This window comes from Methylobacterium sp. CM6244 (assembly GCF_054817885.1).
This window is the reverse complement of the sequence record NZ_CM139247.1, coordinates 3,947,405-3,961,143: the sequence shown is the minus strand read 5'-3', so window position 1 is coordinate 3,961,143 and position 13,739 is coordinate 3,947,405. Positions and strand designations below refer to the sequence as shown.

The window sequence follows — 13,739 nt, the reverse complement described above, 5'->3', positions numbered from 1 at the left end:
AGCAGGAGCTGGTCATGGGACTTCCTCGTGACGGCAGGTCGGGTCTAGGCTTCACGACTCAAGGAGATCCCGGCGTGCAGGACCGCGTGGAACCGGTGGCGATCATCGACATCGGCTCGAATTCCGTGCGGCTCGTGGCCTATGACGGTCTGAACCGCGCGCCGACGCCGCTCTACAACGAAAAAGTCCTGTGTGGGCTGGGCCGCAACGTGTTCAGCACGGGCCGGCTCAACGAGGAGGCGGTCCGGCGCGCGCTCAGCGCGCTCGCGCGCTTCCGCATCCTCTGCGAGACGATGAAGGTCGGCCGTGTCTTCGTGCTGGCCACGGCCGCCGCGCGCGACGCGCAGAACGGCCCGGAATTCCTCGCCGCGGCGGAGGCCGCCTGCGGCCACAGGATCGAACTCCTGTCCGGTCGGCGGGAGGCCGAGCTCTCGGCCCTCGGCGTGATTTCCGGGTTCCACACGCCGGACGGGGTCGTCGGCGATCTCGGCGGCGGCTCCCTCGAACTCGTGGATGTACGGGGCGCCACAGTAGGGCAGGGCGTGACCATGCCGCTGGGCGGCCTCGCCCTTCAGGACCTGTCCGGCGGCTCGGTGAAGAAGGCCCTCAAGATCGCCCGCGAGAACCTCGCCAAGGCGGCCCCCCAGTTGGAAACCCTGCGCGGTCGCAGCTTCTACGCGGTCGGCGGCACGTGGCGGGCGCTGGCCCGCCTGCACCAGGCAGCGCGGGGCTACCCGCTCCACGTCATGCACGGCTACAGCATCGAGCCGTCGGACGAGCTGAGCTTCCTCGAAGTGGTCGAACGCACCGACGCCGCCCTGCTGCAGGACGTGGAAGCGGTCTCCGAGGCGCGCAGGCCCCTTCTCGCCTACGGTGCCGTGGTGCTGGAGGAGATCATCCGCGTCGGCCGTCCGCGTGAACTCGCCATCTCGGCGAGCGGCGTCCGCGAGGGCCTGCTCTACGAGCAGCTCGACCGCGACACGCGCCTGACCGACCCGCTTCTCGCGGCGGCGGCGGAACTCAACCGGCTCCGCGCCCGCTCGCCGGGCCATGGCGCCGATCTCATCACCTGGACCGACCGCTTCGTCGCCACCCTCGACGGGCCGGAAACCGCCGACGAGCGCCGCCTGCGCCACGCCGCCTGTCTCCTGTCGGATATCGGCTGGCGCGCGCATCCCGATTACCGGGGCGAGCAGAGCATCAACATCATCACCCATGCCGCCTTCGTGGGCATCGACCATCCGGGCCGGGCCTATCTCGCGCTGGCAGTGTATTTCCGTCACGAGGGCGTCGCTGCCGAGAAGGCGAGCCCGATGCTGCGCAGCCTCGCCGGACCACGCCTGTTCGAGCGCGCCCGGCTCCTCGGCGCGCTCCTGCGCATCGCCTTCCCGGTCTCGGCGGGGATGGAGGGAGCCCTGGCGCGCCTGCCCCTCCTCTTGGACGATCGACGGGTGACCCTGACCCTGCCGGCGGACCTGGCCGCGCTCCCCGGAGACCGCCTCCTCAACCGCGTCCGCGGTCTCGGTCGGATTCTGGGGATGGAGGGGCGGATCGCCTGTCCCTGACGTTTTGAAAACAAGCGCCGCCGGGCAGGCCTCTCGACACGAGGGGTTCTCAGGACAACGGCCGTGAACGGCGCGGGCTCACGTGCGAGACCTGTCACCGCACAAGGCGAGTAGTCCCCTTATAGACGTTGTTGCTGCAATTCGCGTTCGGATTCGAGGCGCGATACTTCGAGTCGTTGTCGAGTTCGAGGCGGGACACGATGATACGAATGCAATTAGCCTCCCATACGACGTCGTTCTCGAACTCGACCTGACTGCTGGGGGCATAGATAGTCCCTTCGGCCGAGGCACCGAACTTCGAGTAGATATCGTGATCGTGGGTATTTCTTTTGTCCGACCAGAGAACGATCCCCGCGTAAGGTCCCGTCGTCGGGGCCTTCAGCTCGAAGCTCGTCTTGCTGTGGAAGAAGATATCGCTCCCCAGCCCATCCATATAGATGATTACGTCATTGCCTTTGATCGAAGCCCCGTTCTTCAGCGTGAGCGGTCCCTTGATGACATAGACTCCTGGTGATAAAGTCACAGACGCATCGTCGATCGTTAAGCCTTTGCAGAAAGCAAAGCTTGGTTCGATCGTTTTTGCTGCCGTATCTTTATTGATCAACTTGGCACCCCCGCAAGTCTCGTTGACCGGAGGAGCCAGCGACGCATAAGGATCTGCGACCGGTACGGCTCCCATCATGGGAGCGGGTCGTACAGTTGCCGTGCTGTGCATGCCGACCCCGCCGACGACGCGGATGTTGCTGACGTTGACGTAAGACGAGCTTCCGATCTCCAACGCGGAATGATGCTTCGAGTTGACCTGCACGCCACAATCCGGCGCATCGATCTGTGCTCCGGGATCGATGTCGAAAGCATTGGAATGATCCGGATGGAGGATCAGGATGCACATCGGATTGGCGAGTGCGATCGCGCTCGCGGAGATCTCCCAGAAATCAGAGCTGAAGAGCTTCGCGAACGAGGTCTTGAACTGTTTCCCTTGGCCGTCGTTCGCGATGCCGTGACGCGTACGGCATTGGCGTTCTCGTCGACGGTGAAGGCGCCGTTTTCCCACTTTCCGAACTCCAGATCGGCATTGGTGACGAGTTGATCGACGGTCGGCCGGTTCTGCCGCGCATAGAGCTGCGCCGTCGCCAGGGCCGCGCTCCGGTCCGCCGCCCCGATGTAGCTGGCCGTGGCGAGAGCCGCGGCCTCGGCGCTGGTCATGAGAGTATTCTTCTCGAGGACCGCCGCTCCGAAATCGATGACGAGCCCCCCGACCCCCACCATCACCGGTAGGACGAAGGCAAAGATCAGGGCGACGTTTCCGCCGCGGCCTGCCGAAAAGGCGCGGATATGGGAGGGACGGAGTTTCATCATTCCGCCAGACTCCGCATGACGGCCCGCGACGTGACGCCGGCCGAAAAACCGCCGAACGGTGTGATCTTGGCCATTTCGGCCTTAGTGATCTCAATGGTGACGACGACATCCCGGTCGGCTTCGTCCCCTTTGGTGGCGGGATCGATATTGGCCGTTGCGACGACGCCGGGATCGTCCAGAGAATGAGATTCAGCGAACTGCTTTGCCTCCGCAGCGGTCATGTATCCCACCGCCACGCCACGTGCGGCCTCCCGCGCATAGGTCGAGATTGTGGTGTGGGTCCGTATAAAGATTGCGACGGTAAAGAACGCCCCCAGCATCAGAAGCAGAACGGGTGCGATCAAGGCGAATTCGACCGCCGATACACCTTGGCGATCCATGATGAGGGATCGAGTTTGCCGAAAAAATCCGCCAACTCCGCCAGTCCATACCATGCTAAGATACGCTCTGCTATCGAGTATCAAACTGATCCAGCATAAACACAGAATTGTTAATTGATTTATCTTGATTAAGAGATACTTTGTAGGCAAAATCAGAATCTATTATGTAGTCAGCCGCCGTGGTGGGAGCCGAAATTCCGCTATGCCGATGCGGTCAGGCGATCGCGTCGCAAGGGAGCCGGCGCCGAACGGGCCTGTCAGGGGAGCCCTGTCGGGACACAAGCTGGCCGAACGGCCTAGTCACCCCCCCCGGAGAGGTCCAATACGGGCAGCCTCCGTCATTGCCGTCGTCTTCACGAGGCGACGACCGGAAATTCCGGCCGCTGCCTCGGTGTCTTCACGCCGGCCTGTCCGCGAAGATCGACTTCTTGACGATGGCGTGGACGCCCCAATTGCCGTCCACCACCTGGGTGATGCCAAAATCGACGGCGATGGACATGAGCGAGATCGCCTCGTCCTCGGTGAGCCCCTTCGCCTGCATCAGGAAGGATCGCATCTTACGGAAGGCGTCGCGCATGGCGAGGTCGATGGAGGATTTGGCGAAGATCTCGCTCTGCGCCTCAGGGCCGAGATCGGCGAGGTAGTTCGGGTAACTGAAGCCGGACAGCACCCAATCCTCTGACGTCTCGATCATCGGGAAATCGAGGGATTCGAGCGCGGTACCGGCCAAGTCGGCCTTCTTGTGCAGGATGAACTGGAACGTGCCGGTGAGCGAGCATTCGATGGCCGTGCCGCAAAGCTCGGAATCGCCCTGGCTCGCATGCGGGTCGCCCACCGAGAAAAGGGCGCCCGGCACTGCCACCGGGTAATACATCGTCGCGCCCTTGCCGATGCGCCAATTGTCGATATTGCCGCCGGTGTAGCTCGGTGGAATCGAGTTCACCATGTCGGCTTCCTTGGGCGCGAGGCCCATCGTGCCGAAATGCGGGCGGATCGGCACGCGCACGCCCTTAAGCACGTCGAAGTTGCGCTGTGTCTTGGTGTGGTCGACGGGGATGCCTGGATAATCGATGGTCGGATGCGCTACGCCGAATGGATCGGTGACGCCGGGCCAGCGAAAATTGTAGACCGCCTTCGCCCAATCGCGCGCGCCGGTAGCGTCGACCTCGTAGATGGTGACGACCTCGCGCGACCGGTCGCCGGTGATCATGTCCTTGTAATGGTAGCCCCACCAGGCGGCGGCGTTGCTGCCGAAGCTGCGCCCTTTGAAGGCGGGGTTGGCGCAGGGGCGCGGCACCACGTCGAGGATGCGGACCTCCAGCACATCGCCGGGCTCGGCGCCTCGGATCGCCACCGGGCCAGTGCAGATATGCACGCCGAGCCCTCCGCCCGGTCCGAGCGGGCCGGTCTCCGGTCCGGCGCCCCGGCGGGCCACGCCCTTCTTCTCCTTGGTCCAGAGGAATACGCTCTCGGCACCGGGATCTCCCGTCACCATGCGCTCGGCATCGTCGTTGGCGTGGTGGGTCAGGGTCTCGATCGTGACGTAGTCGCCGGAGGCGATCTCGACTTGGGGCTTCAGCAGCTTCGAGAAATAACCCCAATGCACCGTCTCGGCCGTTGCCGGCAGGTGGTAATGCGCCGTTTGTTTGATGCCCTTGGCACTGGCTTGCGCCAGGGCGGGGCCGACGAGGGACAAGCCGCCTGCGGCCAGTGCCGCGGCACCTCCAGTCGCGACGAATCCGCTCTTGAGAAAGGCACGCCGCTCGGGTGCGAGATCGCCGAGGAACCGCTGCCGATGTTCGGCGAAATGCGCGCAGTTGGGATCGTCACCGAGGCACATGGACTTCTCCGATGGGAAGGCTCGTCCTGAGTCCTGTATGCAATCCGTCGGCCAAGGAGTTTCCTCCGGATTGGGCGGCTGCTTCGGCGCCATGGGCCCGGCCATCGCCTACGGCGAGCGACAAGCCTGATTCTATCCCCAAGCGACAGGGACACGACAAAAAGGCCCCCGGACCATTCGATCCGGGGGCCTTTGCGATGACGATGCCGGAAGGTTCGAGACGACCGGCCAGGGCGTCCTATTCCGAGAGCGGGGTCACTCCCGGCTCGGCCGCGGCCGCCCTCGATTCCACGGAGGTCGCTTGCGCTTCCACCACCGCTGCAGCCGTGACGTTGACGATGCCCCTCGCCGTCACGGAGGGCGACAGGATGTGAGCGGGCTTCGCCGGTCCGATCAGGAGCGGCCCCACCGGGAGAGCATCGGCGAGAACCTTCGAGAACTGGAAGGCGATGTTGGCCGCATCGAGATTGGGGAAGATCAGCACGTTGGCCGCACCCTTGAGGGGTGAACCCGGCAGCACCCGGTCGCGGATCAGGTCGGACAGGGCACTATCGGCCTGCATCTCGCCATCCACCTGAAGTTCGGGCTTGCGAGCCTGGATCAGGCCCAGCGCGGTGCGCATCTTGATGGCCGAGCGGGAATCGGACTGGCCGAAATCCGAATGGCTCAGAAGAGCGATCTTCGGCGTCATGCCGAACCGCGAGACATGCCCGGCGCAGGCCACCGCGACATCGGCGATTTCCTCGGCGGTCGGATCCGGACGGACATGGGTATCGGCCAGGAAGAACGCGCCCTTCTTCGTGATGACGAGGCTCATGGCGGCAAAGTCGAGCACGCCCGGCGCGAGACCGATCACGTCGCGGATCACCCGCAGACGTGTCTCGAACCGGCCCTCCAGGCCGCAGATCAGCGCATCCGCCTCGCCCCGGCGCACGGCGACCGCACCGATCACCGTGGAATTCGTCCGCACCAGGGTGCGGGCGGCGTCCGGGGTGATGCCGCGCCGGCCCGCCGCCTCGAGATAGGTGGCGACATAGTCCCGGTAGCGCGGATCGTCTTCGGGATCGATCAGGTCGAAATCGGTGCCCTGCTTGATCGAGAGCCCGAAGCGCTTGATCCGGGTCTCGATGACACGCGGGCGGCCGACCAGAATGGGCCGCGCCACCTGATCCTCGACGATGGCCTGGGCGGCGCGGAGCACACGCTCATCCTCGCCTTCGGCGTAGATGACGCGCTTGGGCGCTTCCTTGGCCTTGGAGAAGATCGGCTTCATGATGAAGCCCGAGCGGTGGACGAACCGGTCGAGGCTGTCGGCATAGGCCTGGATGTTCTCGAGCGGACGGCCGGCGACGCCGGAATCCATCGCGGCCTTGGCCACGGCCGGCGCGATCCGCAGGATCAGGCGCGGATCGAACGGGCTCGGGATCAGCGAATGCCGGCCGAAGGGCCGGGCCTCGCCGCCATAGGCGCGGGCGACCACGTCGGACGGGGTCTCGCGAGCGAGCGCCGCGATGGCCTTTACGGCGGCCTGCTTCATTTCCTCGTTGATCGAGGTGGCGCCGACATCGAGGGCGCCCCGGAAGATGTAGGGGAAGCAGAGGACGTTGTTGACCTGATTGGGGAAGTCCGAACGCCCGGTGCAGATCATCGCGTCGGGGCGCTTCTCCTGCGCAAGGTCCGGCATGATCTCAGGGTAGGGGTTGGCCAGCGCCATGATCAGCGGCTTCTCGGCCATCTTCTCCAGGTATTCGGGCTTCAGCACGCCACCGGCCGAGAGGCCGATGAACACGTCGGCACCCGGAATGACCTCGGCCAGGGTCCGGGCCTCGGTCTCCTGCGCGTAGACGTCCTTCCAGCGATCCATCAACTCGGTGCGGCCCTTGTAGACCACGCCCTTGATGTCGGTGACCGTGATGTTCTCGACACGGGCCCCGAGCGACACGAGCAAGTTCAGGCAGGCCAAAGCCGCCGCGCCCGCGCCCGAGGTCACGATCCGGACATCCGGAAGCTGCTTGCCGGCGAGTTCGAGGGCGTTGAGCACACCCGCCGCGACGATGATCGCCGTGCCGTGCTGGTCGTCGTGGAAGACGGGGATGTTCATCCGCGCCCGACACTGCTCCTCGACCTCGAAACACTCGGGAGCCTTGATGTCCTCGAGGTTGATGCCGCCGAAGGTCGGCTCGAGGGAGCAGACCACGTCCACGAGCTTCGACACGTCGGTCTGGTCGACCTCGATATCGAACACGTCGATATCGGCGAACTTCTTGAACAGGACGGCCTTGCCCTCCATCACCGGCTTCGAGGCCAGCGGGCCGATATTGCCGAGGCCGAGCACGGCGGTCCCGTTGGTCAGCACGGCGACCAGGTTCTGGCGGATGGTGAGGTTGGCCGCCTCCTGCGGATCCTCGTAGATCGCCATGCAGGCGGCGGCGACGCCGGGCGAGTAGGCCAGCGCCAGATCTCGCTGGTTGCCCAGCGGCTTCGTCGCCTGGATCTCGAGCTTTCCGGGCCGGGGTAGACGATGGTAGACGAGGGCTCCGGACTTGAGATCGTCAGACATATTGTCGCCCATGAGCCTCACTCCCTCACTGACGGGCCTTTTCGGCTCCGCCGGACTCTCCCGCCGGACGTCGGGATGCGTTGGTTGACGTCCCTGTTGCACCGCCTGCGGAGTGGGCGCAACCCGCACAACCAAACCCGAATCCACCTCGAGAAATTGGTGAAAACTTACGGTTTCTCCATCGGGGAATACTCCTATGGCCGTCCCAAAGTGCGGTTCCCGGAAGCTGGGCGGCACCTTACGATCGGGCGGTATTGTTCCATCGCCGACAAGGTCGAGATCCTTCTCGGGGGCGGGCATCGCCTCGACTGGGCGACCACCTATCCTTTCGCGGCCATGGCGGGGCTGTGGCCGGGGGTGGACGCGTCGGTCGATGACCAGGCATCACGCGGCGACGTGACGATCGGCAGCGACGTCTGGCTCGGCTCCGGTTGCCTGATCCTGTCGGGCGTCACCATCGGACATGGAGCGGTGATCGGGGCCCATGCCGTCGTCTCCCGCGACGTGCCGCCCTATGCGGTGGTCGTCGGCAATCCCGGCCGGGTGGTGCGCTCCCGCTTCGATCCGGGTCTGGTGGCGGGCCTGTTGGAGACGGCTTGGTGGGAGCTCGATCCCGCAACGATCCGCCCGCTCGTGCCGCTGCTCCAGAGCGATCGTGTCGCCGAGTTGATCGCGGCCGCGCGCGCGGCGCGGGCGGCCGGCGTTGCGGGCGCCGCCTGAATCCCTTACCCGGACTGTTTCATACCCACACTGACGATCGATCGACTTCAAGGCACAGACGATGTCCGACACGCCTCCCGACCGCCTCGCGGTGAACCCCAACAGCCCGTTCTACAACGAGGCCATCCTCGAACGCGGCATCGGCATCCGTTTCAAGGGCGTCGAGAAAACCAATGTCGAGGAATACTGCGTCAGCGAGGGCTGGGTCCGCCTGTCGGCCGGCAAGACCCTGGATCGGGCCGGCAACCCGATGACGGTGAAGCTGAAGGGCCCGGTGGAGCCCTATTTCCGGGACGACGCAGCGGAAGGCTGAAGGCGGTCAACCCGACGCCGTGTCCAATGGGAACGGCACCGGCTCCCTGATCGCGGAACCTTCACCGCGATCCGGCGGGCCTTAGCCCTCCCGCTTCCGGTATTCTCCCGCGTAATTCCGCAGGGCCTCCGTCACCAGAGCGTCGATCTGACTTTCTGTCTTCGGCTGGCGGATGACGAGGCTCGTCACCGAATCCGGATGGTTCGCCCGCTGCTTCGGGGTTCGCGCATGGTTCGAGACGCGCAGGGCGAAGACGCTGCCCTCCGGCTTGAGATAGACGCTGTCGCCGCGCGTGTTGCGGGCGACAATCAGGAAGCCATGTGACGCGACGCCGGCCACGGCGCGGGCCAGGGCGTCCGTTGGATTGAGCAGGGTCATGCCAGCCCTTCCTGCGCGAGAGCCGTGCGGCCACGGATAGCGGCGAGGGCGCCCGCGGCCGAACCGGCATAGCGTTCGAGCAATTGCCGGCGGAAGCTCAAGGAGGCCAAAGCCGCCTTCGGGGCGTTCACGGCAAGCATCCGGGAGCTCGGATCGGGCAGACCATATTTGCGTGAAACGTAGGCCCGTGACCAGGCCTGGTGCCAGCGGGTGCGGAAGACCCGGCCCGGCTCAGACGCGGATGAACGCCCACGCCCATGCAGGGCGACCGCCCCGTGAACATGGACCAGGGAGCGACCGGCATCGGCGACCCGGCGACACAAGTCGTCATCTTCATAGAACAGGAAGATGTTCGGGTCGAACCCACCCAGGTCGAGGAACAGGTCGCGCCGGATCATCAGGCAGGCGCCCGACAGGAAGGGCGCACAGGCATCGCCCTCGGGCAAGGCGCGGTTGCCCGGCGGATTGGTCAGATAGGGCGCGAGCAGCGAGCGCGGCTGGTAGAAGAAGCGCCCGTCCGGCTCCATCAGGCGCGGCGCCAGCAGCCCCGCATCGGGATACGCGGCGGCGGCCCGCAGCAGGGCATCGACCGCTCCTGCCTGAACCACGATGTCCGGGTTGAGAATGAGCACGCGCTCGGCGCGCTCGGCGGCCCGGATCCCGATGGTATTGGCCCGACCGTAGCCCTCGTTGCGGAGGTTGCGGACCACTTTTGCGCCGGCCGCCTCGGCGACGCTCGCCGAGGCATCACGGCTCGCATTGTCGACCACGACGGCAGGCACATGCTCCGCCGCCAGGGCCGCGAGGCACGACGGAAGCGCATGGGCGCTGTCATGGGCGACGACGATGGCGACGAGGGAAGGCATCGTGGCCGGACGCGCAGAGGTTCCTCAGCCCTGCTTCTCCGGCAGGTTGAGACGGATGTGGAGCTCGCGCAGCTGCTTCGGAGTCGCCTCGGCAGGGGCCCCCATCATCAGATCCTCGGCGCGCTGGTTCATCGGGAACAGCACCACCTCACGCAGGTTCTGCTCGCCGCAGAGCAGCATGACGATGCGGTCGATTCCCGGTGCGATGCCGCCGTGCGGCGGGGCGCCGAGTTTCAGGGCATTGAGCATGCCGCCGAACTTCTCCTCCAGCACCTCCTGGCCGTAACCGGCCAGACCGAAGGCCTTCTCCATCACCTCGGGGCGGTGGTTACGGATCGCGCCGGAGGACAGCTCCGTGCCGTTGCAGACGATGTCGTACTGGAACGCCTTGATGCCGAGGATCTTCTCGGACTCGCTCGGATCGAGGGCGAGGAACTCCTCGCGGTCGAAATTCGGCATCGAGAACGGGTTGTGGGAGAAGTCGATCCGCTTCTCGTCCTCGTTCCACTCGTACATCGGGAAGTCGGTGATCCAGCAGAACGCGTACTGATCCTTGTCGGAGAGGTTCAGCTCGTCCGCGATGCGGATGCGGGCCTTACCGGCCAGAGCCGCGGCCTTCGCCTCGGTGCCGGCGGAGAAGAACACGGCGTCGCCGGCCTTCGTGCCGGTCTTTTCGCGGATGAGGGCCTGGATCTCCGAAGGGATGAACTTGGCGATCGGGCCCTTGCCGGTGACAGTGCCGTTGTCGTCCTCGAAGATGATGTAGCCGAGGCCCGGCGCGCCCTCGGCGCGGGCGAAGTCGTTGAGCTTGTCGAAGAACGAGCGCGACTGCGTCGCCGCCCCCGTCGCCGGGATGGCGCGAACGACCCCGCCGGACTTGATCACGCCCTTGAAGGCCTTGAACTCGACCTCGTCGCGAGCGAATTCGTCCGTCACGTCGGCGATGATCAGCGGATTGCGAAGATCGGGCTTGTCGACGCCGTATTTCAGCATCGCCTCGGCATAGGGGATGCGCGGGAAGGTCTCGGTGACCCGCTTGCCTTCGGCGAATTCCTTGAAGACGTCGCGCAGGACCGGCTCCACCGACTGGAACACGTCCTCCTGGGTGACGAAGCTCATCTCGATGTCGAGCTGGTAGAACTCGCCCGGCGAGCGATCGGCGCGGGCATCCTCATCGCGAAAACACGGTGCGATCTGAAAGTAGCGGTCGAAGCCGGCGATCATCGTCAGCTGCTTGAACTGCTGCGGCGCCTGCGGCAGCGCGTAGAACTTGCCAGGGTGCACGCGGGACGGCACCAGATAGTCACGCGCGCCTTCCGGGCTGGAGGCGGTGAGGATGGGTGTCTGGAACTCGAAGAAGCCGCCCTCGCGCATGCGGCGGCGGAGCGAATCGATGATCGCGCCGCGCTTCATGATGTTGGCGTGCAGCTTGTCACGGCGAAGATCGAGGAAGCGATACTTGAGCCGCGTCTCCTCCGGGTATTCCTGGTCGCCGAAGACCGGCACCGGCAATTCGCCGGCGGGGCCGAGAACCTCGATGTCGTCGATATAGACCTCCACCGTTCCGGTGGGCAGGTCGGCATTCTCGGTTCCCGCAGGGCGCGTGCGCACGCGGCCGTCGATGCGGATCACCCATTCCGAGCGGGCGAGGTTAGCGGTCTTGAACGCCTTCGAATCGGAGTCGACCACGCATTGGGTGCGACCGTAATGGTCGCGCAGATCGATGAAGAGCACGCCGCCATGATCGCGGATGCGATGGCACCAGCCGGAAAGGCGAACGGTCTCGCCGACGTCGGACGGGCGGAGCGCCCCGCAGGTATGGGTACGATAACGGTGCATGACGGGCTCTTCAGATTGAGCGGCGCACCATTCACGCGAGGGCGGGCAAGTCAAGGCGAAGGCGATCTTACGCCACGCGGCGGAGCCCGTAGGCGGGAGCGGGGACGAGCCCGGAACGGGCATCGTCGAGGCCCTGGAGACGAGGGCGGGACCTTTCGGAAACGAGGGTGAATCCCCATATCAGCTCCATGAATGCAAACGCATTTTTCGATATTCTGAACGCGGCTGCCGCCGCTCCTGCCGAACGCCGGAAGACTGCCGAACAGGGCGAACACAAGCCCGGCGCGTGGCAGGTTCTGCCGCTCGAAGGTCGCTACGAGATCGTCTACGAGGATTCCCGTGGCCTCTGGAGCACGCGGAGCCTGAGCGCGCGAGAGTTGAGGCTCGGACCCGGCCGGACGCTGCTGGGCGGTATCGACCGCGCACGCGGCGGCTATCGCGGCTTTCGGGTGGACCGGATCCGGCGCCTGTCCGAGGAAGGCGGCCCCCGGATGAATGCCGGCATCCTCGACTGGCTTCTCGCCCGTGCCGAGGCCCAGAGGCGCGAGCGTGCCGAACTGGTGCGCAGCCTCGCTCGCCGGAACCGGTCCCGCAAGCGTGCCGCCTGACGAGGCAAGTGCAGCACGGGATGTCGGGGATAGGCGCGCGCGGCGCGAGATACGATCTCGCCTCACGCGTCAACCTCCGATATAGCCGGCTCTCATGGACCTCATAGCTACCACGCCGGCCCTCGCCAAGGCTTGCAGCCGTTTCGCCGGACAGCCGTTCGTTACCGTCGACACGGAGTTCATGCGGGAGACGACCTACTACCCCAAGCTCTGCCTCATCCAGATGGCGGGGCCGGACGGGTCGGGCGTGCTCGTCGACCCGTTGTCTCCCGATATCGACCTCGCGCCATTCTTCGCGCTGATGGCCGACGAGAGCGTGGTCAAGGTGTTCCACTCGGCACGCCAGGATCTCGAGATCATCTGGCTGCTCGGCGGGCTGCTGCCGCAGCCGTTCTTCGATACGCAGGTCGCCGCCATGGTCTGCGGCTACGGCGACTCGGTCTCCTACGAGCAGCTGGTCAACGACGTCGCCAAGGCCAAGATCGACAAGTCGTCCCGCTTCACCGACTGGTCGCGCCGTCCGCTCTCGGACGCCCAGTCGAGCTACGCCCTCTCCGACGTGACCCATCTCGTGACGATCTACGAGGTGCTGGCCGGCAAGCTTCTCTCCACCGATCGCGGCGAGTGGCTCGACGAGGAGATGAGCGTCCTGACCTCGCCGGAAACCTACAAGGCCGACCCGGCCCAGGCCTGGCGCCGGCTCTCCGGCCGCATGCGCAAGCCGCGCGAAATCGCGGTTCTGGCCGAGGTGGCGGCCTGGCGCGAACGCGAGGCCCAGACCCGCAACGTGCCGCGCGGGCGAATCCTCAAGGACGAGGCGGTGATCGACATCGCCACCTCCGCGCCTCGCAGCGTCGAGGCCCTGGGACGCCTCCGCTCGATCCCGGCGGGTTTCGAACGCTCGCGCACCGGAGCCGACATCCTGGCCGCCGTGGAGCGCGGCTTTCAGCGTGATCTCTCCGAGATCGCCTTGCCCGAGCGCAGCCGGGGCCGGGGCGGCAACGGCGCGGTGGTCGAATTGCTGAAGGTGCTGCTCAAGGCGGTCTGCGAGGCCGAGGACGTGGCGCCCAAGATCGTCGCCACGATGGATGACCTCGAAGCCATCGCGGAAGACGACGAAGCCGACATCGCGGTGCTGCAGGGTTGGCGCCGGACGCTGTTCGGCGAGAAGGCGCTTGCCCTCAAGGCAGGCCGCCTGGCCCTCTCGGCCCAGGGTGGGCGGATCGTGGTGCGCGCGCTGGATTGATCCACGCCTCGTGTTTCCCCACCCCGCGACGGGGGAGGGGAAGCTGCAGGCGCGGCTCGCCCGTC

General features: G+C 65.8%; 13 protein-coding genes. 5 read left to right on the top strand and 8 right to left on the bottom strand.

The window, feature by feature from the left end:
* Positions 1–14 precede the first annotated feature (14 nt).
* A complete protein-coding gene (ppx, locus tag ACYQML_RS18565; RefSeq protein WP_210348393.1) occupies positions 15–1,565 on the top strand; it encodes an exopolyphosphatase in 1,551 nt (516 codons plus the stop codon).
* A 94-nt stretch (positions 1,566–1,659) separates the two neighbouring features.
* Here the strand turns inward: ppx and ACYQML_RS18560 are convergent, their stop codons facing one another.
* The 5 genes from ACYQML_RS18560 to ACYQML_RS18540 form a co-directional block, all read right to left on the bottom strand.
* The gene (locus tag ACYQML_RS18560; protein ID WP_461233635.1) at positions 1,660–2,457 is read right to left on the bottom strand and encodes a hypothetical protein; all 798 of its coding nucleotides are present in this window, start codon (positions 2,455–2,457) and stop codon (positions 1,660–1,662) included.
* On the bottom strand, positions 2,445–2,924 hold the full coding sequence (locus ACYQML_RS18555; RefSeq protein ID WP_461233634.1) for a pilus assembly protein TadG-related protein: 480 nt from the start codon (positions 2,922–2,924) through the stop codon (positions 2,445–2,447). Before ACYQML_RS18555 ends, ACYQML_RS18560 begins: the two co-directional genes overlap by 13 nt.
* Positions 2,921–3,304: a TadE/TadG family type IV pilus assembly protein gene (locus ACYQML_RS18550; protein ID WP_207412012.1), complete on the bottom strand. Its 384-nt coding sequence runs from the start codon at positions 3,302–3,304 to the stop codon at positions 2,921–2,923. The genes ACYQML_RS18555 and ACYQML_RS18550 overlap by 4 nt, the downstream gene beginning before the upstream one ends.
* Before the next feature lie 397 nt (positions 3,305–3,701).
* Positions 3,702–5,144: an acetamidase/formamidase family protein gene (locus ACYQML_RS18545; protein WP_461233633.1), complete on the bottom strand. Its 1,443-nt coding sequence runs from the start codon at positions 5,142–5,144 to the stop codon at positions 3,702–3,704.
* 238 nt (positions 5,145–5,382) lie between these two features.
* Positions 5,383–7,716 carry an NADP-dependent malic enzyme gene (locus ACYQML_RS18540; RefSeq protein ID WP_056424185.1) on the bottom strand — a complete coding sequence of 778 codons (2,334 nt, stop codon included), beginning with the start codon at positions 7,714–7,716 and terminating at the stop codon, positions 5,383–5,385.
* A gap of 84 nt (positions 7,717–7,800) precedes the next feature.
* On the opposite strand from ACYQML_RS18540, the gene ACYQML_RS18535 reads away from it, so the two are divergent.
* Both ACYQML_RS18535 and ACYQML_RS18530 read left to right on the top strand, forming a co-directional pair.
* Complete coding sequence (locus ACYQML_RS18535) at positions 7,801–8,424, top strand: CatB-related O-acetyltransferase (RefSeq protein WP_056424519.1); 624 nt, start codon at positions 7,801–7,803, stop codon at positions 8,422–8,424.
* 61 nt (positions 8,425–8,485) lie between these two features.
* Positions 8,486–8,737 (top strand): DUF3297 family protein, encoded by a 252-nt coding sequence (locus tag ACYQML_RS18530; protein WP_056424187.1) that lies wholly within the window; start codon positions 8,486–8,488, stop codon positions 8,735–8,737.
* An 81-nt stretch (positions 8,738–8,818) separates the two neighbouring features.
* Here the strand turns inward: ACYQML_RS18530 and ACYQML_RS18525 are convergent, their stop codons facing one another.
* Genes ACYQML_RS18525 through aspS form a run of 3 tightly spaced genes read right to left on the bottom strand, consistent with a single transcriptional unit; the run spans position 8,819 to position 11,820 of the window.
* A complete protein-coding gene (locus ACYQML_RS18525) occupies positions 8,819–9,115 on the bottom strand; it encodes a hypothetical protein (RefSeq protein WP_461233632.1) in 297 nt (98 codons plus the stop codon).
* Positions 9,112–9,981 (bottom strand): glycosyltransferase family 2 protein, encoded by an 870-nt coding sequence (locus ACYQML_RS18520; RefSeq protein WP_461233631.1) that lies wholly within the window; start codon positions 9,979–9,981, stop codon positions 9,112–9,114. The genes ACYQML_RS18525 and ACYQML_RS18520 overlap by 4 nt, the downstream gene beginning before the upstream one ends.
* A gap of 24 nt (positions 9,982–10,005) precedes the next feature.
* On the bottom strand, positions 10,006–11,820 hold the full coding sequence (gene aspS / locus ACYQML_RS18515) for an aspartate--tRNA ligase (protein ID WP_419952486.1): 1,815 nt from the start codon (positions 11,818–11,820) through the stop codon (positions 10,006–10,008).
* A 188-nt stretch (positions 11,821–12,008) separates the two neighbouring features.
* Here aspS and ACYQML_RS18510 point away from each other — a divergent pair, with 188 nt between their 5' ends.
* The gene (locus ACYQML_RS18510) at positions 12,009–12,428 is read left to right on the top strand and encodes a hypothetical protein (RefSeq protein WP_461233630.1); all 420 of its coding nucleotides are present in this window, start codon (positions 12,009–12,011) and stop codon (positions 12,426–12,428) included.
* Positions 12,429–12,522: 94 nt separating this feature from the next.
* Positions 12,523–13,674, top strand: coding sequence for a ribonuclease D (gene rnd, locus ACYQML_RS18505; RefSeq protein WP_461233629.1), 1,152 nt, complete (start codon positions 12,523–12,525; stop codon positions 13,672–13,674).
* The last annotated feature ends 65 nt before the right edge of the window (positions 13,675–13,739 follow it).